The following is a 25,991-nucleotide window of genomic DNA, read 5'->3' as shown; positions in this document are numbered from 1 at the left end:
CCTGAGCTTTGGGATCTACTCCGGTCGTTCGGGTCTTCAGTCCTTGCTGAGGAGCTTCCTTGCGGTCTGCACGAAATCTCGTTGGTGCAGGCGCGCCCGCCGATGCCCAGCCGCCTGGAACGGCCTCGGTCAGTTCCACCCAGGTGCGCTCTGCGAGGGAAGCGTCTCCAGGTGCCTTGGCGATGAGGGCGGAGACGCTTTTCATCAGTCCGAGTTGCTGCTCGCGATTCGGTGAGGAAGGGAATCGCCGGCACCTTCTCCCATCTCATGATGGTCTCAGCGAGCTCTTGGCCCAGGGCATGCTTGTCGCTGAAGGCCCCTTTGGGGGCGTACACGTCGAGCATCGGCATGGCAGCGGTCCGCATTCTGTGAGGAGGTGCCGTTGCTGTCGATCCTCGTCGGAGTCGCGTCGATCAACGACAGTGTTCAGGGCCACGCCTCGTAGTTTTCGGGACATCGGAGTCGCCACGGTCGACCTGTCTCACCTCGGCGGGCAGGTTCTTGGCTTTCACTTCTGGCGGGGTTGGGGCCCTGCCGTGGTTGTCTGCTGGAAGGTTCGCCGGTAGGCGGAGGGCGTGGTGCCGAGGGCGTCACGGAATCGGGCACGGAGGTTGGTGCTGGTTCCGAGGCCGCTTTGGGCGGCGATCTGTTCGATGCCGAGGTCGGTGACTTCCAGGAGTTCGCGGGCGTGGTTGATGCGGGCGGTCAGCAGCCACTGGTGCGGGGTGACTCCGGTTTCCTGGCGCCACATGCGGACCGGGGTGCGGGCGGAGACACGAGCGTGCCGGGCAAGAACCTCCAGCGTGAGGGTTTCGTCGAGGTGACTCAGGGCCCAGTCGCGGGTGTCGGTGAGGGTGTGAGCGGTGGGTTCGGGCAGGGGCTGGGCGATGTACTGCGCCTGGCCGCCGTCGCGGTGTGCTGCGGCGACCAGTTCGCGGGCGATGTCGTTGGCGACGGCAGCACCGAGGTCCTTGCGGACGATGTAGAGACACAGGTCGATGCCGGCGGTCACGCCCGCGGAGGTCAGCAGGGGATCGTCGTCGATGTAGAGGACGCTGCGGTCGACGCGGATCTGGGGGTAGAGCTTTTCGAGTTCGTCGGCGCTGGCCCAGTGCGTAGTGACCGTACGGCCGTTGAGCAGCCCGGCCGCGGCCAGCGCGAAGGCGCCGGTGCAGATGGAGGCGATGCGGACGCCTCGGCTGAAGGCAAGTTTCAGGGCCGCCGAGACCTCGGGTGCCGGTGGCCGCTGATATTCCCAAGCCGGGCACGATGATCGTGTCCGCCCGGGCCAGGGCAGGCAGTCCTGCTGTGTCTCCGACCGTGAACCCGGAGCTGGTCGTGATGCTGCCACGGGCTCCGCTGCACACTGTGAGTTCGTACGGCGTGTTGGGCCGCGCGTTGAAGATCTGTGTAGGAATGCCGAGATCGATGGGGAGTACGAGGGGCAGCACCAGGACCGCGACGCGATGAGGAGCCATGGCTCCAATGCTACGACCGTAACTTTCTGGACAGGCGGATCCCGGGTACTGCAGGAATGGCGGCGCATAGGCAGGTGAATGCGTCGGCTGTGCGGAACTCGGACGGCAGGGTGACGTGCCGGAGCGGTTCCATGCCGTAGCCACCCGAGCAGCCGTATCGGCGCAGGGCCGCCGGCGTGTCCCAGCCATCAGCCGTGGTCACCGAGGGGCAGCGACGCGGCTCTGTTCGTCAGCCAGTGACCGTCCGTGGGCGTGTCCCGAAAATTGCTAAGGGTGGCATGCGAGCTTGTGGCTGATCGAGAAGGGCCGGACGACGATCGAGTCATGAGCAGATGGCCCAGCCACCGGGGCTCACGCCGACAGCGGCCGCAGCAGAGCGGCTTAGCACCGGCCCAGGCCCGACTGCCGTGACCTCCTACGCCCCGATCGGCCGGTACTTCAACGTGACGAACGGGCGGATCTACGGCCACGTCCGCGAGGGCGACGGGCCGGCCCTGGTCTTCCTCCACTACTGGGGTGGCTCCCACCGCACCTGGCGACCGGTCATCGAACACCTCAGCCCCACGCAGACCTTCGTCTCGTACGACCACCGCGGCTGGGGTGAGTCCACCCAGGTTCCTGGCCCCAACGGCATCGAGCAGCTCGCCGACGACGCCGAACGCGTCATCGACGAGCTCGACCACGGCGAATACGTCGTGGTGGGCCACTCAATGGGCGGAAAGGTGGCCCAAGTGCTCGCCTCTCGCCGCCCCGCCGGACTGAAGGGCGTAGTGCTCGTCGCACCCGCCCCGCCGGCTCCGATCGGTGTGACACACGAGTTCCAGGAGGCGCTGGCGCACGCCTACGACAACGACGAGACCATCGACCAAAGCATCGATCTCGTACTGACCAACGGCGAACTGTCCGCCGAGGCACGCCGGCAGGTGCACGAGGACAGCTCCCGGGCAGGCGAGGCGGCCCGCATGGCGTGGCCGCGACAGGCGCTCGAGGACTTCACGGACAGCGTCGGCGCGATCAACGTCCCCGTCCTGGTGCTGGCCGGCACCGACGACAAGGTGGACCCGCTGCAGATCCTGCGCGAACACCTGCTTCCTCTGATCACCACTGCCACCCTCACCGAGCTCGGCGGCACCGGCCACCTGTCACCACTGGAGGTCCCCGACCAGATCGCCTCCCACATCAGCGCGTTCGTCACCCGCCACTAGGCAGGGTTTGAAATGTGCAGTCCCAGGCCGCTCAGTCCACGGGCTGCTTATCCTTGTGGCTATGACTGCCCAGCTTCCGGAGCCCTCTCCGCGCCCTGTTCCATCAGGAGCGCTCCGCGCCTCTCACGACGAACGGGAAGCAGTGGTCGAGCAGCTGCGCGACGCGGCAGCCGAGGGGCGAATCGATCTCGATGAGCTGGATTCACGCCTGGAGCAGGCTCTGAAGTCCAAGACCCACGCCGAGTTGGCCGTCGTGACCGCGGACCTGCCGAGGGTGAACTTCCCTGAGAGCCAGGCGCCGCTGCTGCTCAAGGGCGGCATGTCCGGCGCATCTCGAGGCCCCGGGCGCTGGGAGGTTCCCGGGCACGTGATCGCTCACGGAGGCGTGGGGGGTGTGAAGGTGGACTTCACCCGGGTCGAGTGCCGCCTCACGGAGGTCGCAGTGGAGGCGTACGGGGAGACATCCGGTGTCACGATCGTCATCCCCGACGGCTGGGCCGCAGACACCAGCGGCATGGATCCCGGCGTGGGCGGCCTGACGGACACGACCACTCCCGACCGGCTCCCGGGAACTCCGCTGATCCGGCTCACCGGGTCCGGTGGCATGGGAGGCGTGATCATCCGCCACCCCAATCACCGGGAACGGCGCAAGCTGCACAGCAACCCGATGCGGGGCTAGGACGCGGGCCGCGGTGTTGAGTTGAAGCGGTACAGCCGGCACCGCACCGTCTTCTGACTGCAGCCCAACTCAGCGGCAATCCCCTGCACCCACATCCCCTGCCGGCTCAACTCGATCAACCCGGCCCGCATCACCAGATCCCGCGGCGCCTTCCGTGCCCGCGCCAGCTTGCAGACCACCGCCTGCTCGTTCTCGGCACGGCTCAGCCGTGCCCGTAACGCCATGTGCAGCCCGCCCCTGAGTACGCGAACCACCCCGCCACCAGCATCTATACCCACCGAAAGCGGAATCCGGCACTAGCTCAGACACCAGCCGCAAAGTAGCCGGCCTGCTGGCGGGGCGGGGCGATTTGGCAGCTGGCCCAGCGGGACGACCGGGTGAACTACACGAGTGGGTCGGCACACTTCCTGGCACCAGCCCCCGTACGTTCATGTTGAGTTCGCCTCGCCGGGCCGGCCGCCGCGCCGAAGTGTCGGGCCGACTTGGCTTCCTGGGCCAGGCGGCGGAGGGCCAGCAGGCCGGGCTCGAGGAGGATCGAGACCATAACGGCCCGTTCGGCCTGGGCCAGCAGGTCGCGCTCGCCACGCATCTGTTGCACGTCCACGTCGGCGATGCTGTCGGCGAGTCGGGCGTAGGGCAGCAGGCCGCGCCAGTCGATGTCCGCGCCCAGGTCGGCGAGTGCGGCCAGGACCTCTGCCAGGGTGTGCGCTGCCGGGTTGCCCGGGGACACCTTCCACCCCATCTCGGCGATCAACTGGCGTGCGTCGGCCAGGCCCGCCGGCTCCGGCTCCGGCTCCGTCGAGTGCCGTTCCGTGCCGGCGTCCTCTTCCTTCGTGGTCGGACGTACGCCCAGCACTATCCCGAAGACCTGGTGCAGGTCCTCTTGTTCGGCGGTGATCGCGTCCAGGATCTCCTTCGTCGCGCCGGCCGACAGGCCGCGCGTCGCGATCAGCGTGCGGATGAACCGGAGCCGGTGCACATGGTCTTCGCCGTAGTCGGCCTGGTTGGACGCGGTGGCCCGCCCCGGGGGCAGCATCCCTTCACGCAGGTAGTACTTGATCAGCGGCACTTGTACGCCGGTGCGTCGACTGAGCTCGGATACCTTCATCTACTCACTTCCCTCGGCAACGGATAATGGATAACGCTATTATCCATTCTGCTGCGGTGCCCATCCGCTCCACCTCCCGAAAGGGCCCTTCGCCGTGCCCACATTAGGCCGGACAATCCCGAACCCCGCGCCGCCTCGGGCCCGGGTACTCATCAACGGCATCCCGCTTCGACCTGCGGTCCCTCAAAGTCGTCTCCCGCTTTCTGACGCTGTCCATGTCCTCCTGGCGCCAGGTGAAGACCGCATCGGGCGCCTACGGCTCCTCGCTGATCGCGCAACCCCTGCGGCGGGTCTTCTACACGCTCTCCGCCTGGAAGGACCGCGACGCCCGCTCCGCGTACGCCTGCCCCGACCCGCACGGCGATGCCATGCGTGCTTGCGACCCAAGATGCGGCGATCGACCTTCGCCTTCTGGGAATCCGACGCCGAGCACCTGCCGATCACCTGGGACGAAGCCAAACGCCGCCTCGCCGAAAAGCCGCAGGCCGACGCCGCCGACCCCGGCGGCCGACCCGTCTGACGCCCGACGCCGCGCGAACCACGCCCCCGAAGTCTCCGAGTGGCCGGCACGGCCGCGCCCGAACGCCGCTCCCAGGCTGGACGTCACCGGGAATCCGCTCTCAGCCGGGGGATCACCGCCGTCGGCGCCCAACGTCAGCCCGGGTCACCGTTCCCCTCGCGCGGCAGGGCGTCGAGGAGCGCGGCTCGGCCGACCCTGACGGCTTCTTCGTGTCCGCCCGCCGGACGTACGGCGCGGGGCCGTTCCTCACCGCGGCCTCAACACGACCGACCCACCGAAAGGATTCTCCTCTCATGTTCGGCACACTCATGCTCATCGCCGTTCCCACCGTGTTGTTCCGGCTGCTCGGCGCGTTCGGCGTCGGACGGTTCGCGACCTGGCGGGTGTCCGTCCTGCACGGCCTCGCGGTCATGCTGGTGTTCACGGCGAGCGCGCACTTCGTCCCGTCCGCCCTCGGCCCTGTGCCCGGCCACCACGACCTGGTCGCGATGGTCCCGCCGTTCGTGCCGTTCCCCCGCCTCGCGGTCTACGCGACGGGCGTCCTGGAACTCCTCGGCGCCGCCGGGCTCATCCGGGAGGCCACCCGGCCGACGGCCGGGCTCGGCCTCGCCGCGCTGTTCGTCCTGATGCTCCCGGCCAACATCCACGCGGCCGTCGAGCAGATCCCGTTCAACGGGGAGCCGGCGACGCCCCTTTGGTTCAGGATTCCCGAGCAGGTGATCTTCATCGGCGTCGCGCTGTGGGCCTATGCCCCGGCGCCTGCCGCGGCTGCCCGCCGGGCCGACGGGGTGCCTGTATAGGGGGCGTAGCGGGTGGCCGGCCCTCGCCATTCCTTGATCTTGTTGATGCGGCGTTCGACCGTGTTGCGGTCGCGGTAGAGCTCAGTGTCGTGGGAGACGGGCCGTCCACCCCGGCGGCCCGTCTTCTTGCGATCTGCCGGTCATCTCCGGGATCACTGCCCGGATGTTGCGTCTGCACAGGTAGGCGCGGTTGGCTCGGGAGGACCTTGTCCGCGGCCACGGCGTCAGGGCGGGTCCGGGGCCGGCCGACCGGACCGTGGACCTTGACGCGCTCCAGGACGGCGGTGCAGCGCGGGCTGTCAGCCGTCCGGCCGGGGGGTAAGCACGAAGCACAGCGGGCGGCAGCGGCGGTCCACCTCGGGGATCGGACCGCACCCGCCCAGCGGCAGATGCGGATCAGTCACCGCCCGCTCGTCCTCCGGCAGATCGCCCCGAGTCATCCCGCCGGTCTACCGCCCCGGTCCAGCCGGGGCAGCAGAACTGCCGAACTCCTGATCCGAACGTGGCACACTCGCCGGCTTCAGAGATGCGAGCGTGAAGTGCCGTACCTGAAGTGGTGCAACGAGGTACTCGTCCTCGCCCGGCAGAACCACGGGCTGGTCACGCCAGTGCTCGCCGGCGTAGCCGACCAAATCCTGCTCGCTGCGCCAGCGACTGACGTACAACACCGAATCAGGCGGCGCGAGCAGTACCTCGTGGTCCACCAGCCCTGGGTAGCGGCTGGGAAACTCGCGCACCGCAGAGACGATCATGTCGCGGAATGCCTCGAAACGGTCAGGACGTATGCGCGCCTCACTCACTCTGATGATCACGGTCACCAGGGTGTCACGCACGCAGACGCGGCGCCACCGTCCTGCCGCGTGCCCTGAAGGCCCACTCCGCGACCAGGAGTTGAGCCTGCGCGACATCGCCAAGCGCCTCGTCATCACCACCGGCGCGAAGAAGGGACAGCACCCCTCACCCGCCCCCGTCATACGAATGCTGCGCGAGCACGACGAGCAGCTTCGCCCGTCGCGCTCTCACCTGCCGGGCGTGCCGCAGTCGAAGGCCTGTGCTGCAGACCGCACGAAGGACTCGAAGAAGGCATCCAGCGGTGGAGTGCCCGAGTGGCGCTGACGAGTCTCCGTGTACTGCAGCCCCGGTTGCATTGCCAGGTAGGCAGCGCCGTCGGAACAGGGCAGAACGATCCGTCGAGGTTCGACGACATCGGTTTCCCGGCCCCCGGGCGCCGTGCCCTTGTGCGTTCCCGGCGCCTTCTTGACGGCGGCGAGGAGCAGCGGGTCCCGGGCGACCGTGTACGTCATGAAGCCGTCCTCACCGGCGGGGCGATGTGAGTCCTCGCCCAGGGACACCGTGCAGGACCACAGACCGGCAGGCGCCGCCTGGCCTGCTTCAAGTACGTCGGTGTCCGCCGGCACCTGGCTGCGAACGGAGAAGCCGTCGAGGCCGCACAGCCGCCCCTCGGAAGCCGGACGGGCTGATTTCGAGCGCGGCGGCAGGGGCGTTCCGGGCCCCTTCGGGACATCGCCGCATGCCGCCTTTGCTGCGATGGCGCGTGCGGCATCGGTGATCAGGTCGCTGAACGCCGTAGTGTCGGAGACCGGCTCGCTGGAGTGGGCTTCGAGGATCACAGGTTTGGTGGTCCAGCATTTCTCGGGCAGCAGGACCCAGGCGTCGTAGTCGTAGACCGCGCCGGTCACCGGTCCGGAGAAGAACGATGCCCGCGCCGGGTCCGGCCACCTGCCGTCCACGAAGGGGAAGTCCCCGCGTTCCTCCGCGACCCGGATGGACAGGCTGCCTTTTCCGGCGCCAAGGACGACTGACGACTTCTCGACGTTGCACTCCGTGTCCGGAAGGTGGCCGGCGACGCCATCGCCCTCGGCGCTGACACGACCTGAACCCGGCAGGACGGCGTCCGCCCCTGCAGCGGAGACCAACCCTCCACAGAGTCGGTCGGCCGTCAGTACGTTGGTGTTGCGGTACGCATGCAGCAGACCCGCGACCACGACAACCAGTACCGCGATGACGGCCCATACCTTCCACGACGGCCGTGCACGGCCTGCTGTTGTGGTCATGTGCTCACTTCCTGGTTCGCAGGGCCGAGTACGCTTCCTCGCGGCCGGTGATGTAGCTCTGCTTCGCCTCGCCCTTGGCGTTCTCGGCGGCGTCGGTGCCCTTGGCGCCCCGGGTGTCGGCCCAGGAATCGATGAGGTCGTTCGTGCCGGCGATGCCGCCCGCTGTCTCCTTGCTGACTTCGGCGCGCGCGAGATTCTCCTTCTCGGTGATGACGTCCTTGGACCACTCGTACGTGGCGGCGTCCACAGCGCGTTGGGCGATGTCGCCGACCTGGGGGATCGTGTTGGCCAGCGCCCCGAAGCCGTGGTAGGCGTAGCGTGCCTGGTCGTTGATCTTCCCGACCTCAGTGTCGCGGTTGTCGAGCACCATGTCCGTGCCGATGGCGTTCATGCCGCCGAAGGCCTCACCAACGTGGCGTGAGCGGACATCCCAGCTGGTCACGTTCTCCTGCAGGCTGCTGTGCGGCACCTGCCGGCCGGTCTCCAGGTACTCGGCCGCGTAGCGGCGCTGTCCCTCGTACAGGGAGTCGTAGACCCGCACGGGGTCCCCCTCCGAATTCGTGCCGATCACGCCGTCGGACACACCACGCATCACCCGCAGCAGGCTCTCCTTGCTGTTCGTGATGGAGGCGCTGTCGCCCGATCCGGCGATGTGGTCCTGGCCGACCGGGCTGTTCGGTGCGTAGCCGCCCAGAATGGCGTGCGTGTCCGCCGTGTAGTCGTTCAGCGCGCGGCCGAGGGGCACCTTGAGGTTCTCGTGAACGGTGTCGCCTGCGGCTCCCTTGTCCAGCAGCGCGATCGTCGACTGCATGACACGAGCCTGGCTCTCGCTGTGGGGTTCAGGCTTACCCAGGGGCGCGCCCGGTTCCTGCCCCGTCGCCCCGGCTTCCAGCGCGGCCCCGAGCCCCTTGCGGGCATCCGCGTCCGCTGTGTCATCGCCCGTGCGCTCGATGTTGCCTGTCCACTCGGTCGTGTTGACCGTGTCCCAGTCGCGTTCCTTGAGCAGGTATTCCAGCCGGTCGTTCTTGCCGTCGGCACCCGGGTCGAGATAGACGGTGGCGCCGTTCGGATCGCGGCTCATGACGTTCAGGGCGCCGTCGACCGGGTCGTTGGCGAACCAGCCGTCCTCTTTGCCGTCGAACTTTCCGTGCAGGTCCCAGATGTCCGGGTCCTTCTTCTCGGCCGCGATCATGTCGTCCGTGATGTCGGCCATGAACTGCGGCGAGTACCCGCTGCTCTGCTGCATCAGGGTGACCAGGCTCTGGTAGCCGCGAGCCTCCTGCCCGTGGCCGGTGCCGACGGCGATCTTGTCGCCCACGACGTCCATGTCGAACTTTTCGACACCGGCTTTCTTCAGGCCGTCGCGCCATTGGGAGTAGAACTTTCCGTCGTCCTGCTTCAGCCAGTTGTCCAAGGCCTTCTGGTAGGCGGCGGTTCCGTACTTCAGGGCCTTGCCGTCGCCGTCCTTGAAAACCGGAGGCCGTGTCGCCCCCGCCATGGTGTCGGCGAGTCCGCTGGTGATGCTGCTGAACAGCTTCTGCTGGTCACCGCCGGCCGAGTGTGCCTTGTCGTTGAGATTGTTCCCGAGCTGGATGGTGCCGGCAGGGCCCAGCCCATTGAGGAACGTCTGGCTGAAGGCCTTGTTGTCGGAGTTGTCGCGGAACGATCGTTGGAGTTCGGCCAGGTCCGCGGCGGAGACTTTCTCACCGCTGTTGATCCGGGTGGCGATGTCCTTCGCGTGCTCCGCCTCGTACTCCTCGACGTCGCCCTTCGCGCCGGCGTTGAAGCCGTTGTACGTGCCGTCCTGCAGGTTGCCGTCGATGACGACCGCCTCCAAGGCGATCCGGACGCCGTCGTCGGCGTCGGAGACCACCTTCACCGCTGCCGTGATGGCCTGGTTCCACTCGCCTGCCGCAGTGCGGGCGGATTCCTGATAGCTGGGGTCATGGACGTAGGCGGTGCGTTCGCTGTCGCTGAGCCTCGCAGTGTCGAAGGAGACGTAGCCCTGCTCGGAGACCATCATCCCGTCCTTGACGGCGTCGTCACGGACGCTCTTCAGCTTTCCCCGCAGTTCGACGAACTGGGTGTGCGCGTCGCGCAGCAGCGCGGCGATCGCCTTGGCTTGCTTCTGCGCGGCTTTGTACTCGTTGAGCGTCACGGTGAACCGGCCGTTCGCGGCGTTCGCGCTCACGCCCAGCCAGGTCTGGCCCATCGATATCCCGTGGACGTCCCGTTTGTACTGCTCTTCGAGCTTCTTGAACTCGACTGCCATGTCGTCCCACTTGTCGGCGGCGGTGGTGAGCTTGGACAGTTCCGTGGTCATCACTTCGTGGTACGTCGGCACGTTTCCCCCAGGAGTCGGTTCGCGGGTGGTCGGAACCCGTCGGGCTCAGAATCTGTCGAGCGAGGACGACTGGCGGGCCTGGGCGGCGATACCGACGTCGTTGTTCTGGAACAGGACGGAGGTGTTGCGCAGTGCGTACTTCTCCGAGCCCAGCCTGTCCATCAGCGCCTTGACTTGTTTCTCCCACGTCCCGTGGGCCTTCTTCAGCCCCGCAGAGGTGTCCCAGCCCTCCCCGTCCTTGCCGCTGAACTCCTTGGCCGCGGCGCCCGTGCTCTCTTCGGCCTTGTCAGCGGCCTTCTTGGTGTCGGGCTCGAGATGCTTCTCGATGGCGTTGGCCGCCGCCTTCTTCTGCGCGGGAGTCGAGGCCAGGTCTGGGGAGCCATCCCCGCCTCCACGCTCAGGGGCAAGCTGGTTCAGCTGCATCTGCTCACCCGAGTCGGCTCGGATCTGATCCCATTCGTCCCACACCATGTTCTCCGCCCCCGTCGGTGAAGTGTTCTGCGCCAGCCACTGTCCTGCCTGCGTCCGGCGGACTGCTGCACACCCTGATCAGTGATCAAAAAGGTGGCCAGGCCAGCCTCGACCGTCCTGCCGCCCCCGTCCATACGTGCTGACACCCATTCCGTTCCGACTGCAATGTCGGCTTCCGCCCGTTCCTGCAGGTGTGTCGCCCCTGGGCAGTAAGATCCTGCTCATCGCAAATGCTTCTCGTTCCTCCACTCGCGCCCCCAGGGGCAGAAGTGGCCGGCAGGGGCGGCACGACGAAGTGCGTCGGCAGCAGCGCGAAGCCGATACCCGCCCCGACGCCTGTGTTCAGCAGTGGCTCGCCCGGCAAGTAGGTGAGGGCGGCCGGCAGCAAACCCCTCGTCGACGCCCACGCCGAGCAACTCACCAAGGGTGATGCCGGTCTCGAATCAAGTCTCTGCCCGGAGTTCCGTGAATGATCATGTGCTGCATGGGCGGCTCGTAAGTTCCGCTGCGGTCCCGCTGATACACCGGTACGCGGCAAGGGCGGCTCAACTCAGCGTGGTCGAGAGCACGATCTGGATGCGGCAGGTCAAGCAGTCGGGTCCGGCGGGACTCGTCCATGAGCGGCCCCCGTGGAGGCATGTGCTGGATCGGGTCAGCCATCGCTGGCTGGAGACAGCCCGGTCAGGGCTGAAAGGGCACGAGAAGCCCTCGCGTCCGGTGCGGAATCTGGTCCTGATCGAGATCGAGGAGAGTCTGGCCAACGAGTTCCCGCCGGCGGACGCCAGCAGCATCATCGCCCGCCGATAGCGCACCGAACTGGTACTGCCCCGGCGCACGATCTGCTGCAGCTTCTACCCCTCCTGATCGGTCAGTCTGCGCACCCGCACAGGCTCAGCCACTACACCTCCAGCCGTCGGAACGGACGTCACCGTCCATCCAACCGCTCCAACCACCAACCCGCGAACCTATGCGGTCACAGCACCAGGGTCTGTCCGGCGGATCTGTAGGTTCTCAATTTTCGGTGCGCAGTCTCACGGCTGATTGCCTATCGCCTGCACCTATGAAGTAGTCGTCAGACTGTAGGTCCGTGCGTTCACCCTCGGTGACTGAGGTCGGTGAGCATTTGACTTGGCCAGGTGGAAGCTGGCGTCGCTTGAGGCCGCGGGGGAACTGTCGGTGGCGGGTGGCAGGATCGTCGACATGGTTTTCGTACGCACAACTCCGCCGCGGCCGGTCGACGTCACCGAGGTCTTTCCTGAGCTGGCTCCGTTGGCGCGAGCCGCAATTCGGCTGCACCCGCGTGCCGGGTCGCCTTCGGTGCGGGACAGCTCGGTCGGGGGGCCGTTGCTGTGGCCCGTGGAAGAGTCGTGGCCGCACTGCGAGAGCGCACAACACCAGGACACCGGCTTCCGCGAGTACCCGGCGGCAGTTCGACTCGAAAGACGCAGGCTGGCCCGGCTGCACCGTGATCCCGATGGCCCGGAGTACACGCCTGAGGAGTCGGCGATCAAGGAGCGCAACGACGCGGTGCTCGGGGAGCGACTCGACGCCGGTCCTCCGCCTGCGGAGTGCCCGGTACCCATGCTGCCCGTGGCTCAGCTGTATGTGCGTGATGTACCCCTGTTGCGGCCGCCCGGACAGGCTGACGTGCTCCAGGTGTTGTGGTGCCCTTACGACCACAAACCGGATGCCAAGCCTTCGACCGCACTGTTCTGGCGGTGCGCTGCGGAGGTCGGCGATGTCCTCGCCGTGCCGCCGGAACCGTATGAGGCCGACTGGGGAGGCTGCTATGTGCCGGAGCCGTGTCTGCTGGCACCGGAACAGATCACCGAGTACCCCAACTCCTTCGATCTGAGCGCGGAATTGGGGCAACTGGTCGGGGACTGGAGCAGATGGCAGGCAGCTGACGTCGGCGTGGACAGCTCGTACGCGGATTATCCGCAGGAGTTCTACGACGGTGAGCTGGCTGACGCTCCCGGCTGGAAGGTCGGCGGCTGGCCCCCATGGGGCCGCACCGACCCGAATCCCCGCTTCTGCGCAATCTGCGACGCCCGGATGGTCCCACTACTGACCATCGCCTCCTTCGAATGGGACGGCGGTTCGGGCAGCTGGGTACCGTACGAGGACCAAGCCGCCGCGTCCGCCGGTCGCGTCGCCTGGCAGAGCCCCGAGGAGCCGACCGCGGTCCAAGTCGGTAGCACCGACAACATGCAGCTCTATGTCTGCCCGGCATCTCCGGAGCATCCGCACACCGACCTGATCCAGTGAGCTGTCGCCGAGCCGGCTTTCGCGAGGCCGTACACCCCGCAGCAGCCCTCGGCGGCTCTCGGGTTCGGCCGGCCGCGCGGCGGTGACGGCGGAAATGAGGTGCTCCCCGTACCACCGGGGAGATCGAAGTTTCCGTTGACGGGCGGTCGGGGATCCCCGCCGACATCTCACGCCCCGACCGCCTTCTAGGAACCTTTCACGGCCCGGCAGACCGCCATCCTCGCCGGCGTGTTACTCGTGCTGTACGGGGGGCTGGTGGGCCACGCGGCCCTTCCTTGCGCCGCTCGCGTACGCGGCCCTGGTGATCCCGATCGCCGGTGCGATGGCCGCCCTCGCGCTCGGCCGGCGCGCGGGCATCGGCCTGGACCGTTTCCTGCTTGCCGCCATCGCCATGCCCGCGCCCCCAGGCGCCGCGTGCACGCCCCTGAAGGAGTTCCGCCCCTACCTTCCGTCGTCCCCGACCGGTGGACCAAGGCCGACCGGCCACCTCCGGTCGCGATGCGCCCGCCGTATGACGGCATCACCCCAGGCGGCGTGCTCGACCTGCGCGACGGGGCAAGGCCGCGGTGGCGACCTGCTCCACGGTCAACTTCGAGCTGCGCTCAGCGGCGGAACAGCAGGGCCTGACCGCGGCGTTCGCGCGCTGGCTCAACTCGTTGACCGGGCCCACCCAGGTGCTGGTGCGCTGCCACCGCATCGACCTCGCCCCACTCGCGGACGCCCTCCAGAAGGATGCCGCCGCGCTGCCGCACCCGGCGCTGGAACACGCCGCACGCGCGCACGCCGACTTCCTCGCCGAACTCGCCGGCGGCGGCAACCTGCTCGGCCAGCAGATCGTGCTCGTCGCCCGCGAGGACGCCCGGTCCGCCTGGGCAAGAACCCGACACACCCAAGACCAGGGTCAACGGCACCGGAGCCGATGCGCACCTGCTGCTGACGCACCTTCACCAGCGTCGGCCCGGCTTCCGTACCGGGCCGCAGGTGTAGGCCCTGCGGGAGGTCTTCATGCGGAAGAGCTCTGTCCCACCTCGGGCCTGCGCCAACCCACGACCAAGATCCGGACCGTACACAGGCAAGAGTCTGCCGACTCCCCGAAAGACAGCACCACCAGCAGAGGAAGAACCCGCCGGGCGCTCCGTGCAAGTTGCTGGACTCAAACGCTCGGCACCACCAAACTTTTGGGCACTGCTGCCTGATCAGATAACGCATCAGATCGCCCGACCAGCGACGCAGCTCACCTGACAACCCATCAGAACCCATACGAACGGAGCCCCCCGCAGAGCCCCGTGGTCGCGACACCCGAGCTCACTCCTGAAATCCGGCCGGCGCAGGACGACAAATCTGCCGTGCGACATCTCTCCAGGGGATGTGTCAGCACCGTTCTCTGGCCCCCATGCCCAACAGTGCATGCCCCAGCCCCCATCCGAGCAGTACTCGGGCACTGACAGTCCCGGAAGATCCACGTGGCCCTCCCCGAGGAGCCGCCCGACGTGACCAAGTCCGTCGCCGCCGCCCTCCTACGCCTCCTTCGCGTCCTGAGCGGCGATCCGGGCCGGTCATGCCCCGAGGCCGGAAACGGCTAGTGCCGCATCAGGCAACGTTTGCCCCGCTGTGGTGTAACGCGCCGTCCGGCGGTCCCGTGCTGGGCAAGGCACCCCCGCTCTGAGCAGCAGCGATACCGGGTCGGCGGGGCGCGACGCAGGTCCCGGCCCTCGATCGCGTTGCGCGGGCGGAGGGTCGATGGAAGGCTGAAGTTGTCGGCCCTCAGTCAGTTGTTGCGGTTGCGGGCCCCGAGGAGGCGTCGTGGCGGCTGCTGACGGGCTCTGACGACGCGCCGCCGAAGGGGCTGGCGGGGTGCGCCCACGTGATCCAAAGTGCGGCCGACAGGCGGAAGGCTGGGGCGGTGCCGGGCGCGGGGCCTGCAGAGGAGTTCTCATGGACGGCGCGACTCTCGATGCGCTGCGCGAGACGCTGCGCGGACCGGTGATCGGTCCGCAGGACGACGCGTACGACGAAACCCGCGCGATCTACAACGCGATGATCGACAGACACCCCGCGGCGTTCGCGCGGTGTGCGGATGCGACGGACGTCATCCGGACAGTTCGGTTCGCCCGCGAGCGCGGCCTGGATCTCGCAGTCCGCGGCGGGGGACACAGCGGCCCCGGCCTCTGCGTGGTGGACGACGCGCTGACTCTCGACCTGTCCCTGATGCGCTGGGTGCGGGTGGACCCGGTGACCCGCACCGCCTGGGTCGGCGCCGGCAGTCAGCTCGGCGACCTGGACCATGCCGCACACGGATTCGGCCTAGGGACGCCCTCGGGCATCAATTCCACGACCGGTGTCGGCGGGCTGACTCTCGGTGGCGGCCACGGCTACCTGACCCGTAAGTACGGCCTGACGGCGGACAACCTGCTGGGCGCGGACGTAGTGCTCGCCGATGGCACCTTCGTCACGGTGAGCGAGGACGAACGGCCGGACCTGTTCTGGGCGTTGCGCGGTGGTGGTGGGAACTTTGGGGTCATCACCTCCTTCACCTACCGGCTGCACCCGGTGGACACGATCGGGTTCGGCGTGACCGTGTGGCCGGTCGAGCGCACCCGTGAGGTGCTGGAGTGGTACCGCGACTTCCTCCCGGGTGCGGCCGAGGACGTCTACGGTTTCTTCGCCCTGCTCGTCGTGCCGTCGGGACCACCGTTCCCGGAGGAGATCCACGGGCAGAAGGTGTGCGGCGTGGTGTGGTGCCTCACGGGCGACCTTGGTCGAACGGATGAGATCTTCGCTGCTGTGGATCAGCCGGGCCCGCCGACGTTTCATTTCGCGACACCGATGCCGTATCCCGCGCTGCAGAGCATGTTCGACGAGCTGTATCGGAAAGGGTTGCAGTGGTACTGGCGGGGCGCCTTCTTCGACCGGATCGACGACGACTCGATCGACGTCCATCTCACGTACGGGCAGAACCTGCCGACCCCTCTGTCGACGATGCACCTGTACCCGGTCGACGGGGCCGCGCACCGGGTGGGCCCGGACGAAACGGCCTGGGGCTACCGCGACGCCGTCTGGTCCGGTGTCATCGCCGGCGTCGATCCCGACCCGGCCAACGCCGAGCTCGTCAAGGAGTGGAGCGGCGACTACTGCAGGGCGCTGCACCCATACTCAATGGGCGGCTCGTACGTGAACTTCATGGGCGCTGACGAGGGCCGGGACCGTGTGCTGGCCACGTACCGCCGCAGCTACGAGCGGCTCGCGGAGATCAAGCGGGCCTACGACCCGGACAACTTCTTCCACGCGAACCAGAACATCAAGCCCACCGGATCGCCCGAGCCGGCCAAGACCGCCGGGTCCGCCTGACGGGGCCCGTAAGTGGTCGACAGGGCAAACGTTGCTTGATGCGGCACTCGTCGGCAGGGCTGCATCCGGTGTGGGGTTGCTGGGCCTGCTTCTCCAGCAGGCCCAGCACCAGTTCTACGGTGGGCACGGTCTTGCCCGCCCAGGCGCCTGGAGGTGATGAGCTCCGGCTGTCCGTGTGCGCGCGTTCACCTCACCCGGTATCGTCCTAATTGCATGTGTTCCGCCCAAACCGTTGCGGCGTTGTCAGCCAAGCAGTCATGGATTGGCAGAGGAACGGGATCACATGGCAGAGCACAGCATCACTCCAAGCGGCCCGTCATCCACCCCGGAGACGGGCAGACTACGGACGAGAGCGGAACGCCGGTGCGCCCGGCGGCGCTCCGGCGACGCGCTCACCAACACGGCGGCTGCCGCGGCCGCCCTGGTCTTCCTGGCAGCGGTCGGCCCGACACCGAGCAGTGCCGTATCACCACACAGCCACACCGCCGGGCCCAGCCCGACCGCCCCGTCGCGGTTCGTGCCCGGTCCCTGCCCGAAGACCCCTGAGCCGATCGGGGCCCTGCGCACCGCACGCTGCGGTTTCCTGGAAGTGCCTGAGAACCGTGCCCGCCCGGGCAGTCGGACGATCCGGCTGGCCGTGGCGGTCATTCCCGCCACGTCGGCGAAGCCTGCCAAGGACCCGGTGGTGTTCATGGCGGGCGGCCCGGGCGGCGAGACGTTCGACGACATCCCTTTCCTGGTCGACTCCGGCCTGAACCGGGATCGCGAACTGATCATCATGGCCCAGCGCGGCAACCTCTATGACCAGCCGAACCTCGCCTGCCCGGAGATGGACCGGTTCAACGCGCAGTACATGGGGTTCGGCTACGACTCGCCGCAGGCGAAACGGCTCCTGCTGGACTCGGTGAAGAAGTGCCGCAGCCGCCTGGCAGCCGACGGGATCGACCTGAGCGCCTACAACACAGCTGAGAACGCTGCGGACTTCGCCGACCTTCGCACGGCACTGGGCATCGCCCAGTGGAACGTCTACGGGCACTCCTACGGCACCAACGTGGCCCTCACCTACCTGCGCAAGCACCCCCAGGGGATTCGCGCGGTGGCACTCGACTCGTCCACAGCTCCCCAGCTCGTAGCCCTGCCGTGGGGCTGGAGAAGCGCCCGGGAGGGGATCGACAACGTCCTTGAGGCGTGCGCGGCTGAGCCTCGCTGCAAGAGCCGCTACCCGGACCTCCGTCAAACCCTCACCGAGCAGGTGCGCAGGCTGGAAGCACAGCCGTTGACGCTGAACGCCCGGCCGCCACGCGGAGGAGACCCGGTGAAGGTCGTTCTCGACGGGGGCGCACTGCTGAACCTGCTGGTCGGCAATGCTGTCCCGTTCCCTGACGTCCCCGCGGCGATCGAGGAGCTCGCCCACGGACGTCCAGAGCGCTTCGCGCGGGCCCGCGCGGCCGACTCGGCTGGCGCCGTCGGCATGACCGCGCACGGTCTGACGGAGTCGGTGGCGTGCAGCGAGTGGGTGCCGGGGTATTCGGAATCCGACGTGCTGAACGCGGGGCGCAAGGCTTTCCCCGGGTGGCCGGACACGGTCCTGGCCCAGGCACCGCAGCTTCCCTTCCAGCATGAGGTGTGCCGCATCTGGGACGTTCCCGACCGCGCCGCCTCCCACCGGGTGGCCACCGCCAGCGCGGTGCCGGCACTTCTCATCGCCGGGACATTCGATGCGAAGGTCGGGGCGAGCTGGTCCCGGGAGGCGGCCCGTACGCTGTCCCGCTCGACCTCCGTACAGATCCCTGGCATCGGCCACTGGGTGGTCCCGCAATCGCCCTGCGCGCAACGCCTGCTGGCCTCCTTCCTTGCCCGTCCGACCGCGCCCGACACCGGCTGCGTTGCCGGTCTCACGCCGAAACCGTTCACGATCATTCCGAAGTGACCCAGACCGGGAGGGCAGATGGCTTCACACCACGCGCCCCGCCGCCGTACCGTGCGACGGTTCCACGCCACGCCGGCTGCGGTGACGACCGCAATCCTGGTAACCGGCCTGCTCGCGGCGCCCGCACACGCGGAAAACGGCGCCGGAGTGCCGATCGGCACAGTCGCCCGGACGCTCGGGGACGCCAGCTTCGAGCCGGGTCCCTGCCCGAAGACGCCGGAACCGATCGAGGCGCTCGAAGGGGCCCGCTGCGGAACGCTCACCGTGCCCGAGGACCGCGCCGAACCGAGCAGTCGCACGATCAAACTCGGCGTGGCGATCGTGCCCGCCGCGGCCGGCACACCGAAAGCCGACCCCATCGTGTGGCTCGCGGGCGGACCCGGGGACGACGCGGTGGGGGAGGCGAAGATGGCGATCGACGGCGGCCTGAACCGCGACCGTGACGTGATCCTCATGTCCCAGCGCGGTACGTACTCGGCCGACCCGAACCTCCTGTGCCCCAGCATCGACGAGTTCAACGCACGCGCGGTCGGCCTCGTCTACGACGCGCCGTCCACCGAGCGCCTGCACGTCGAGGCCACAAAGGCCTGCCACGACCAGCTGGCGGCCCGCGGGATCGACCTCGGTGCCTACAACGACATCGAGAGCGCCGCCGACTACGAGGACCTGCGCGCCGCGCTGGGCCTCGAGCAGTGGAACCTGTACGCCATCTCGTACGGCACCCACCTGGCGCTGGTCTACATGCGCCTGCACCCCGAGGGGCTCCGCTCGGTGGGCCTCGACGGCATCCTGCCGCCGTCCAAGGGCGGGTCGGCCATGACCTGGAGCAGCGCCCGGCAGGGCTTCGACGGCTTGTTCAAGGCCTGCGCGGACCAGCCGGCGTGCAACAAGCGCTACCCGAATCTGTCGGCCACCTTCGACAAGCTCGTCCGCGACCTCGAGGCCAAGCCGGTCACCACCACCGTCACGCTCCCCGGCAGTGACAAGCCGGTGAAGGTCGTCCTTGACGGCGGGGCCCTGGTGAACTGGATGACCTCCGCGACCCACGTGGCGGAGCAGGTACCCATCGCCCTCGACGAGCTGGCCAACGGCAAGCCACAGCGGATCGCCCGGCAGTGGGCGGGCGGCAAGCTCAGCCCGCAGGCCATGGGCAGGGTCGCGCACGGTCTCGTCTACGGCGTCTTCTGCAGCGAGTGGACCCCGTACGAGAGCCAGGAACAGGCGCTCCAGGGCGGACAACAAGCGTTCCCGACCTTCCCCCGCTCAGTACAGGCCCAGGCTCCGCAGCTCACCTTCCTCCGACCGGACTGCGACGTCTGGAACGTCCCCGCGGCACCACGCTCGATCCGGGACGTCACGCGCGGCGACATCCCCACCCTCGCCCTGTCGGGCAGCTTCGACTCCCAGACCGGCGCGGACAACGGGCCGTACGTCGCCCGTACGCTGAGCCGGGCCAAGGTCGTCACGGTCCCCTACGAGCCGCACGTGGTGTTCGCCACGTCGAAGTGCGCCCAGGAGATCACCGTCTCCTTCTTCGACACCCCGGACGCGCCGAAGACCGAATGCCTGAACAGCCTCAAGCCGCCCCGGTTCGAGATCGGGCCGTGAAGTCCGTTCACCCGCGCATGACGACTCCTGCAGCGCGGCCCGACCGTGCAGAGCTGGAGTGCGCACCTCCCGGCACCGCACCCGGCAGCGTGGCTCTCCTACTTGAGAGTGACCGCGGGAAAGACTCCTCAGACCGGGATTGCCCACTTCCAACCGACAGCAGGATTGCTCGCCCAGCCCGGATTCTGCGTTTGCGCAGGACCCAGTGCGCATCAAGTCGCGGATCCTGGACCGCCGCAGCTCCTTGGCGAGGTGGAGGTAGTTCCACCCGGGTGGGCGCGGCTGATGTGCTGGACCCGGAAGGCGCTCAACGAAGCCCACAGAGACAAGGAAGCAGCCCGCACAAAGCTCGCCACACTCCCCCACGCGGAACGGATGAAGGCGCCACCACTCGACGCCCAACGCATTCAACAGATCACCGAGGGCCTCGGAGACGTCGCACAACGCATCCACGCAGCCAGCGCCGAGAAGAAGAGCCCGCTCTACGAAGCCCTCGGCATCACCATCACTACGAACACGAAACGAGGACCGCGACCGTAAGGTCGAGGCCCTCGCATCCGTATCGCTAGAGCGAGTGTCCGAGGGCCGATTCGACCAGTAACGATACGGCCGTGATCGCCCAAGGGCGTCTCGGGCTGCAAGATCCTCCGAGTGGTCCCACCGTCTCCTCGTGAGAACTGGCTCCTGCCCCTCACGACACGGCCAGTCTTCAGGAACCCACCAATCGAATTGCGCCGCCCTACCCACACACCCGCCCGCTGCAAAACCGTTCCGGGCACGCTCGATACGAATTGGCTCGTTGGGTATCGTGTCGCCGCTCAGTCGATGAGCCACATAACCGGGGGGACTGACCGCGAAGGCGGCAAGGCCCTGCGAGCGTGCTGCCTGGTCATGCGGGGAGGCCCCTCCATCTCTGGAGGGGCCTTCGCTTCAGTGGCGGGTCCCAGAGGAACAGCAGAAGCAGCCCGCTCGCTGCCGCTTTCACGGATATACGAGTCGCCTCGTCAGCCGCGGTGGACATCAAACGTCGGATGCGACAGCGGGACGTTCGCGGGAGCGGGTGTCGGCCGAGTCTCGGACGACGAGCAGCAAGTCCAGCCCGCGTCCCCCCGGCTGCCACACTGGCAACAGTAGTCACAAGTAGGGCGAACGGGCCGCATGGGACCGCTCTGCGCGCCATGATCGGGCCATGGTGGGACTGGGGGACCCGGCACCGGCGCGGGTGGCAATTCATCGGCAGTGTCGGCCTGGTGGTGTTCGTGGCGAGCGTGACCTACGCGATATGGCAGCTCGTGAACGGTGGACTGAAAGCGGACGAGACGGCGGGCCTGCTGGGACTTCCCGTCGGCGTCACTGGCTTCGTGGCCGCCATCGCTGCGCTGCGCAGACCAATCGAGGGTAATGACGCCGAACTCGCCCGCGGCTGGGCAAAGACCCTGGCTCGGCAGGTCGAAACGAGCGAGGGCCTCCGCAGGATCGAGCGCGTGGCTGGCTTCACGATCATCGAACGCACCCGCCCTCTCACAGCGACGGCGCGCGTCCAGGCGTTCCTGCGGCGGGCTGGTGCCGGCACCGAGAACATGAGGCCCGAGATGGGCCCCTGAGATGCACGAGCAGAAGCTGCGGTCGCGGTGATGTCCCGCTGGGAAGGGGACAACGACCAGTACAACCTGGAGCTCGCAGACGGGCGCCGGGCGATAAAGCAGCTGCTCATCACCCGGGGCGCGCGGACGACCTTCTCGGTCACGAACGACGTGGCGAAGTACTTCGCCATCATCCCCGCGATGTTCGCCTCGGCCTATCCAGGGCTGGAGGCGCTCAACATCATGGGCCTGCACAGTCCGACTTCGGCGATCACCTCTGCGATCATCTTCAACGCCTTGATCATCGTCGCACTCATCCCGCTCGCTCTACGGCGTGCGCTACGTCCCGGCCTCCGCGCACGACCTGCTGCGCCGCAACCTCGCGGTCTACGGACTGGGCGGTCTGATCCTGCCGTTCGTCGGCATCAAGCTCATCGACCTGCTGGTATCCGCCATCCCTGGCCTCGGATGAATCTCGTCAAGAGGTCATCAGGCAGTCGTATGCGTTCTTGAGACCGCGGTGCCGGACGAGTTGGATGGATGACGTGAACATCGGTCAGCGCCACGACGACCGGCCACCGCATCCGGTGCCGCCGGCCACGCGCCCTGTTCACCATCCGGGGCGCTAGCTCCCGTTGACCGCGACCGGCCGCTGCGGCCGGTCGACCCACGCGTACCCCCTGGCGCGCTGACGCCCGTACGCGGATCCCACCTGTTTCGCATGGCACTGCCATGCCTGTTCCCAGGAACCCTTCATGCCTTCATCTCTGTCCGGCCGGACCGTCCTGGTCACCGGCGCCACCACCGGAATCGGCTACGAGACCGCCCGCCGGCTCACCGAGCGCGGGGCCGTCGTCCTGATGCACGGCCGTACCGCCGAAGAGGCCCGGGCCGCCGCCGACCGGCTGATCGCGACCGCCGATGCCGAAGAGCGCCGGCTGTGCACCCTTGCAGCCGACTTCTCGCGCCTCGACGAGGTCGAGCTGCTGGCACGCCGCGTCACCCTGGAGCACCCTCACCTGGACGTCCTCGTGAACAACGCCGCGGTCGCCGCCCCCGAAAGGCACACCGTCACAGCCGACGGCAACGAACTCGCCTTCCAGGTCAACTTCCTTGCTCACTACCTCCTCACCAACCTGCTCCATGAGGCGTTGACCAGCGAGCCCGGAGGGCGGGTCGTCAACGTCTCGTCGTCGCTCCACCGCACCGCCTCCATCCAATGGAACGACCCCCACCGGATCCGACGCTACTCCCGCCTGGCGGCCTACGCCCAGTCGCAGCTGGCCCTCACGGTTTTCGCCTCCGACCCGCGGGTGACCGCCGTGTCCATCCACCCTGGCATCTGCGACACGGCCCTGCTGCCCCTCTACGGACTCGAGGGCTCCGCCGCCGCCGAGGGCGCCGCGCACATCGTCCGGCTCTGCGATCCGGCCACCGAGATCGTCAACGGCGCCTATTACGACCGCGACCAGCGGGTCGCGCCGGCCGCCACGGCTTCCGAAGAGCGCACGGTCAAGCGCCTGAACAAGCTCGCCGACCTGCTCGTCGGCAACCACGCCTGAAAGGAAGACACGACATGTCGAAGCGCGCCCGCAAGAAGAGGGCCCGCCGCAAGAAGAAAGCCAACCACGGCCGCAAGGCCGGCCAGCGCTGACTCCTGCTCACCGCTGGTTTCCCAGGGGCGGCCCGGCCCGGGCCGGGCCGCCCCATAATCTCCCGCCCTCGAGGCCCTCGTGATCGAGCTCCCGCCTTCCCGTCTGCCGATCCTCGCCCCGTGGTTCCCTGCCGGGGCACCGGGCGTCGCCGCATTTGCCGAGCACCTGCTCGCCACAGGCAACGGCCGCTGGTGGGCCGACAGAGCGGTCGGCCCTCGAGTCATGGCCGTCTCGTGCGCGGAGCACGTTCTGCTGCGCGGTGACCCACAGGCCCTGCCCACAACCTCGCTCGCTCCCTTCGCCTCCAGCTACATCGAAGCCTCGGCCCGCTTCGTCCCGTCCTTGAGCGCCGCGTTCACTCGCCTCGATCCCTGGGAGCGCATGCTGTACGTCCGCCAGACAGCACCTGTCCGGACGCGGCACGCGCGCGGAGTGACCGTGCGGCGTCTTGCGGCCGAGGACGCACCGGCCCTGGCCGCGCTCCGCAGCGAGGCATCCTGGATCCACGCCACCTGGGGCGGACCGCTTGCGCTGGCGGACTCCAGGGCCGCCTTCCGGGGGGCCGCCTCCTCGCTGTGGCCTGTACCTACATCCGCGGGAGCCGCTACGAAGACATCGCCGTCCTCACCGACCCCGAACACCAGCGGCAGCACCTTGCCCTTGCGTGTGTGAACGCCTTGTGCGACGACATCGAAGCCCGTGGCTGCGTGCCCAGCTGGACCTGCTCACGCCACAACCGCCCCAGCCGCCTCCTGGCATGGACAGCCGGCTTCCGTCTGCAGCGCGAGTACGTCCACTACACCACCGGGATGTTCAGCGTTAAGAACGCATCAGAATTCGCACGAACACGGGCATAGATGATCAGGATGCGTACGCTGGCTCAGCTGTCGTATCGATGGCCGGATCCACGCCGCACCACAGGAGCTCCCCACCATGGCCACCCCCACCCCCACCTCCGGCCTGCGCGCGTGGCTGTTGGAAGGCCTGACCGACCGTACGAAGCAGCAGCCGCAGGCCGGCACCGAGCACCAGGGGCGACCCTGGTGGCGCGTCATGTGCCTGACCGGTCTGGACTATTTCTCCACCCTCGGATACCAGCCGGGTATCGCGGCGCTGGCCGCCGGTGTGCTGTCGCCGCTGGCGACGATCGTGCTCGTCCTGCTCACGCTGTTCGGCGCGCTGCCGGTCTACCGACGGGTGGCCGAGGAGAGCCCGCACGGCGAGGGATCCATCGCCATGCTGGAACGGCTGCTGTCCTTCTGGAAGGGCAAGCTGTTCGTCCTGACCCTGCTGGGCTTCGCCGCGACCGACTTCCTGATCACCATCACGCTCTCCGCCGCGGACGCGACCGCGCACATGGTGGAGAACCCACATCTCACCAGCACTTTGCACGGTCATGAGGTCCTGATCACGCTGATTCTGATCGCGCTGCTGGGTGCGGTGTTCCTCAAGGGGTTCGGCGAGGCCATCGGCGTGGCCGTGGTGCTCGTCGCGTCCTATCTGGCACTGAACGTCGTCGTCGTCACCGTGGGACTGTGGCAGGTGATCTCCCATCCCCATGTCGTCACCGACTGGACCGAGGCACTGACTGCCCAGCACGGCAATCCGCTGATGATGGTGGCGATCGCCCTCGTCGTCTTTCCCAAGCTGGCGCTGGGTCTGTCCGGGTTCGAGACGGGTGTGGCGGTCATGCCGCACGTCGAGGGTGCGCCGGGTGACACGGATGGCAAGCCTGCCGGGCGGATCCGCGGCACCAAGAAGCTGCTGACCACGGCCGCCGTGATCATGAGCGTCTTCCTCATCACCAGCAGCTTCATCACCACGTTGCTGATCCCGGCGGATGCGTTCGAGCCGGGCGGCGAGGCCAACGGACGCGCCCTGGCCTATCTCGCCCACGAGTACCTCGGCAACGCCTTCGGCACGGTCTACGACGTCTCGACCATCCTCATCCTCTGGTTCGCGGGCGCCTCGGCCATGGCCGGCCTGCTCAACCTGATGCCGCGCTACCTTCCCCGCTACGGCATGGCACCGCACTGGGCACGCGCGGTACGCCCCATGGTCATCGTGTTCACGCTCGTCGCGTTCCTGGTGACGTGGATCTTCGATGCCGACGTCGACGCGCAGGGCGGCGCGTACGCCACCGGCGTTCTCGTCCTGATCACCTCCGCCGCCGTCGCCGTCACCATCGCCGCCCGCCGGGCACGCGAACGCGGCTGGACCATCGCCTTCGGTGTGATCTCCGCAGTCTTCGTCTACACCACCGCCGCCAACGTCATCGAGCGTCCCGACGGTGTGAAGATCGGCGCCTGCTTCATCGCGGGCATCATGGGGCTCTCGCTGCTCTCCCGCCTGGCCCGGGTCTTCGAGCTGCGCGTCACCGACGTGGAACTCGACGACATGGCGCAGCGGTTCGTCCGTGACACCGCCCACCGCACGATCCGGTTCATCGCCAACGAACCCGACAGCCGCGACGTCACCGAGTACCGCGAGAAGGTCGAGCAGATCCGTGACGACAATGACATCCCACCAGGTGAGGACTTCCTCTTCGTCGAGGTCACGGTCCTTGACCCCTCGGAATTCGAGTCCGGATTGCGGGTACGAGGCGAGGTACTGCACGGCCGCTACCGGGTGCTGACCCTCGAGAGTTCGACCGTCCCGAACGCCCTCGCCGCGCTGCTGCTCCATGTGCGCGACGAGAGCGGCCAGCGGCCGCACATCTACTTCGAATGGACCGAAGGCAGCCCGACGGCCAACTTCCTGCGGTTCTTCCTCTTCGGCCAGGGCGAGGTCGCCCCCGTCACCCGCGAGGTACTGCGCGAGGCCGAGCCGGATCGCACCCGCCGCCCGCACGTCCACGTCGGCTGAACGCACCCGCCGCGCGGCGTCAGGATGCCGCCAGGGTTCCCGGCGGATGTGCGT

At 68.1% G+C, this 25,991-nt stretch carries 22 protein-coding genes and 3 pseudogenes; 15 read left to right on the top strand and 10 right to left on the bottom strand.

Features of this window, described 5'->3' with window-relative positions:
- Window positions 1–508: 508 nt before the first annotated feature.
- A complete protein-coding gene (locus ABZ208_RS23650; protein WP_356911441.1) occupies window positions 509–1,351 on the bottom strand; it encodes a helix-turn-helix domain-containing protein in 843 nt (280 codons plus the stop codon).
- Window positions 1,352–1,885: 534 nt separating this feature from the next.
- On the opposite strand from ABZ208_RS23650, the gene ABZ208_RS23645 reads away from it, so the two are divergent.
- Window positions 1,886–2,683, top strand: a complete 798-nt coding sequence (locus ABZ208_RS23645; protein WP_356911440.1) for an alpha/beta hydrolase — start codon at window positions 1,886–1,888, stop codon at window positions 2,681–2,683.
- 61 nt (window positions 2,684–2,744) lie between these two features.
- Window positions 2,745–3,362, top strand: a complete 618-nt coding sequence (locus ABZ208_RS23640) for a DUF1707 domain-containing protein (RefSeq protein WP_356911439.1) — start codon at window positions 2,745–2,747, stop codon at window positions 3,360–3,362.
- Here ABZ208_RS23640 and ABZ208_RS23635 read toward each other — a convergent pair.
- Window positions 3,359–3,493, bottom strand: a complete 135-nt coding sequence (locus tag ABZ208_RS23635) for a helix-turn-helix domain-containing protein (RefSeq protein ID WP_356911482.1) — start codon at window positions 3,491–3,493, stop codon at window positions 3,359–3,361. The genes ABZ208_RS23640 and ABZ208_RS23635 overlap by 4 nt on opposite strands.
- Before the next feature lie 251 nt (window positions 3,494–3,744).
- Window positions 3,745–4,470 (bottom strand): MerR family transcriptional regulator, encoded by a 726-nt coding sequence (locus tag ABZ208_RS23630; RefSeq protein ID WP_356911438.1) that lies wholly within the window; start codon window positions 4,468–4,470, stop codon window positions 3,745–3,747.
- Window positions 4,471–4,846: 376 nt separating this feature from the next.
- On the opposite strand from ABZ208_RS23630, the gene ABZ208_RS23625 reads away from it, so the two are divergent.
- Entirely contained in the window at window positions 4,847–4,990 is a 144-nt protein-coding gene (locus tag ABZ208_RS23625; RefSeq protein ID WP_356911437.1) for a hypothetical protein, read from the top strand.
- 293 nt (window positions 4,991–5,283) lie between these two features.
- Window positions 5,284–5,790 (top strand): hypothetical protein, encoded by a 507-nt coding sequence (locus ABZ208_RS23620; protein ID WP_356911436.1) that lies wholly within the window; start codon window positions 5,284–5,286, stop codon window positions 5,788–5,790.
- A gap of 8 nt (window positions 5,791–5,798) precedes the next feature.
- On the opposite strand, the pseudogene ABZ208_RS23615 reads toward ABZ208_RS23620, so the two are convergent.
- The 5 genes and pseudogenes from ABZ208_RS23615 to ABZ208_RS23595 form a co-directional block, all read right to left on the bottom strand.
- A pseudogene (locus tag ABZ208_RS23615) lies at window positions 5,799–6,143 on the bottom strand (transposase); the annotation flags it as partial.
- Between the two features lie 96 nt (window positions 6,144–6,239).
- Window positions 6,240–6,602 carry an antibiotic biosynthesis monooxygenase gene (locus tag ABZ208_RS23610; RefSeq protein ID WP_356911435.1) on the bottom strand — a complete coding sequence of 121 codons (363 nt, stop codon included), beginning with the start codon at window positions 6,600–6,602 and terminating at the stop codon, window positions 6,240–6,242.
- A 207-nt stretch (window positions 6,603–6,809) separates the two neighbouring features.
- Window positions 6,810–7,865 (bottom strand): hypothetical protein, encoded by a 1,056-nt coding sequence (locus tag ABZ208_RS23605; protein WP_356911434.1) that lies wholly within the window; start codon window positions 7,863–7,865, stop codon window positions 6,810–6,812.
- 4 nt (window positions 7,866–7,869) lie between these two features.
- Window positions 7,870–10,188, bottom strand: a complete 2,319-nt coding sequence (locus tag ABZ208_RS23600) for a hypothetical protein (protein ID WP_356911433.1) — start codon at window positions 10,186–10,188, stop codon at window positions 7,870–7,872.
- Window positions 10,189–10,254: 66 nt separating this feature from the next.
- Window positions 10,255–10,680, bottom strand: coding sequence for a hypothetical protein (locus tag ABZ208_RS23595; protein ID WP_356911432.1), 426 nt, complete (start codon window positions 10,678–10,680; stop codon window positions 10,255–10,257).
- A 555-nt stretch (window positions 10,681–11,235) separates the two neighbouring features.
- Here ABZ208_RS23595 and ABZ208_RS23590 point away from each other — a divergent pair.
- The gene (locus ABZ208_RS23590; RefSeq protein ID WP_356911487.1) at window positions 11,236–11,487 is read left to right on the top strand and encodes a hypothetical protein; all 252 of its coding nucleotides are present in this window, start codon (window positions 11,236–11,238) and stop codon (window positions 11,485–11,487) included.
- Here ABZ208_RS23590 and ABZ208_RS23585 read toward each other — a convergent pair.
- Window positions 11,445–11,579, bottom strand: a pseudogene (locus ABZ208_RS23585) (IS630 family transposase); the annotation flags it as partial. The gene ABZ208_RS23590 and the pseudogene ABZ208_RS23585 sit on opposite strands and share 43 nt — an antisense overlap.
- Window positions 11,580–11,880: 301 nt before the next feature.
- On the opposite strand from ABZ208_RS23585, the gene ABZ208_RS23580 reads away from it, so the two are divergent.
- The gene (locus ABZ208_RS23580; protein WP_356911431.1) at window positions 11,881–12,948 is read left to right on the top strand and encodes a hypothetical protein; all 1,068 of its coding nucleotides are present in this window, start codon (window positions 11,881–11,883) and stop codon (window positions 12,946–12,948) included.
- Between the two features lie 602 nt (window positions 12,949–13,550).
- Here the strand turns inward: ABZ208_RS23580 and ABZ208_RS23575 are convergent.
- Window positions 13,551–13,859, bottom strand: a complete 309-nt coding sequence (locus ABZ208_RS23575; RefSeq protein ID WP_356911430.1) for a hypothetical protein — start codon at window positions 13,857–13,859, stop codon at window positions 13,551–13,553.
- Window positions 13,860–14,883: 1,024 nt separating this feature from the next.
- Here ABZ208_RS23575 and ABZ208_RS23570 point away from each other — a divergent pair.
- From ABZ208_RS23570 to ABZ208_RS23530, 9 genes and pseudogenes are all read left to right on the top strand, one after another.
- A complete protein-coding gene (locus tag ABZ208_RS23570; RefSeq protein WP_356911429.1) occupies window positions 14,884–16,296 on the top strand; it encodes an FAD-binding oxidoreductase in 1,413 nt (470 codons plus the stop codon).
- Between the two features lie 283 nt (window positions 16,297–16,579).
- On the top strand, window positions 16,580–18,226 hold the full coding sequence (locus ABZ208_RS23565) for an alpha/beta fold hydrolase (protein WP_356911428.1): 1,647 nt from the start codon (window positions 16,580–16,582) through the stop codon (window positions 18,224–18,226).
- Window positions 18,227–18,244: 18 nt separating this feature from the next.
- Window positions 18,245–19,834, top strand: a complete 1,590-nt coding sequence (locus tag ABZ208_RS23560; RefSeq protein WP_356911427.1) for an alpha/beta hydrolase — start codon at window positions 18,245–18,247, stop codon at window positions 19,832–19,834.
- Between the two features lie 1,178 nt (window positions 19,835–21,012).
- On the top strand, window positions 21,013–21,438 hold the full coding sequence (locus ABZ208_RS23555; RefSeq protein WP_356911426.1) for a hypothetical protein: 426 nt from the start codon (window positions 21,013–21,015) through the stop codon (window positions 21,436–21,438).
- 96 nt (window positions 21,439–21,534) lie between these two features.
- Window positions 21,535–21,889: pseudogene (locus ABZ208_RS23550) on the top strand (potassium-transporting ATPase subunit B); the annotation flags it as partial.
- Between the two features lie 283 nt (window positions 21,890–22,172).
- Window positions 22,173–22,979: an SDR family NAD(P)-dependent oxidoreductase gene (locus ABZ208_RS23545; protein WP_356911425.1), complete on the top strand. Its 807-nt coding sequence runs from the start codon at window positions 22,173–22,175 to the stop codon at window positions 22,977–22,979.
- Window positions 22,980–23,150: 171 nt separating this feature from the next.
- On the top strand, window positions 23,151–23,744 hold the full coding sequence (locus tag ABZ208_RS23540; protein ID WP_356911486.1) for a hypothetical protein: 594 nt from the start codon (window positions 23,151–23,153) through the stop codon (window positions 23,742–23,744).
- Window positions 23,648–23,929 (top strand): GNAT family N-acetyltransferase, encoded by a 282-nt coding sequence (locus tag ABZ208_RS23535; protein ID WP_356911424.1) that lies wholly within the window; start codon window positions 23,648–23,650, stop codon window positions 23,927–23,929. The genes ABZ208_RS23540 and ABZ208_RS23535 overlap by 97 nt, the downstream gene beginning before the upstream one ends.
- A gap of 76 nt (window positions 23,930–24,005) precedes the next feature.
- On the top strand, window positions 24,006–25,937 hold the full coding sequence (locus tag ABZ208_RS23530; RefSeq protein WP_356911423.1) for an amino acid transporter: 1,932 nt from the start codon (window positions 24,006–24,008) through the stop codon (window positions 25,935–25,937).
- Window positions 25,938–25,991 lie beyond the last annotated feature (54 nt).

This window comes from Streptomyces sp. NPDC006208, from assembly GCF_040613775.1.
In the GTDB taxonomy this organism is placed as follows: Bacteria; Actinomycetota; Actinomycetes; order Streptomycetales; family Streptomycetaceae; genus Streptomyces.
This window is presented reverse-complemented; position numbering and strand designations above follow the sequence as displayed.

Coding starts and splice junctions, on each gene's coding strand:
- ABZ208_RS23630 (WP_356911438.1), bottom strand. CDS start 4,470: ATGAAGGTATCCGAGCTCAGTCGACGCACCGGCGTACAAGTGCCGCTG.
- ABZ208_RS23565 (WP_356911428.1), top strand. CDS start 16,580: ATGGCAGAGCACAGCATCACTCCAAGCGGCCCGTCATCCACCCCGGAG.
- ABZ208_RS23640 (WP_356911439.1), top strand. CDS start 2,745: ATGACTGCCCAGCTTCCGGAGCCCTCTCCGCGCCCTGTTCCATCAGGA.
- ABZ208_RS23605 (WP_356911434.1), bottom strand. CDS start 7,865: ATGACCACAACAGCAGGCCGTGCACGGCCGTCGTGGAAGGTATGGGCC.
- ABZ208_RS23600 (WP_356911433.1), bottom strand. CDS start 10,188: ATGACCACGGAACTGTCCAAGCTCACCACCGCCGCCGACAAGTGGGAC.
- ABZ208_RS23555 (WP_356911426.1), top strand. CDS start 21,013: ATGATCGGGCCATGGTGGGACTGGGGGACCCGGCACCGGCGCGGGTGG.
- ABZ208_RS23560 (WP_356911427.1), top strand. CDS start 18,245: ATGGCTTCACACCACGCGCCCCGCCGCCGTACCGTGCGACGGTTCCAC.
- ABZ208_RS23530 (WP_356911423.1), top strand. CDS start 24,006: ATGGCCACCCCCACCCCCACCTCCGGCCTGCGCGCGTGGCTGTTGGAA.
- ABZ208_RS23545 (WP_356911425.1), top strand. CDS start 22,173: ATGCCTTCATCTCTGTCCGGCCGGACCGTCCTGGTCACCGGCGCCACC.
- ABZ208_RS23570 (WP_356911429.1), top strand. CDS start 14,884: ATGGACGGCGCGACTCTCGATGCGCTGCGCGAGACGCTGCGCGGACCG.
- ABZ208_RS23635 (WP_356911482.1), bottom strand. CDS start 3,493: ATGCGGGCCGGGTTGATCGAGTTGAGCCGGCAGGGGATGTGGGTGCAG.
- ABZ208_RS23595 (WP_356911432.1), bottom strand. CDS start 10,680: ATGGTGTGGGACGAATGGGATCAGATCCGAGCCGACTCGGGTGAGCAG.
- ABZ208_RS23620 (WP_356911436.1), top strand. CDS start 5,284: ATGTTCGGCACACTCATGCTCATCGCCGTTCCCACCGTGTTGTTCCGG.
- ABZ208_RS23580 (WP_356911431.1), top strand. CDS start 11,881: ATGGTTTTCGTACGCACAACTCCGCCGCGGCCGGTCGACGTCACCGAG.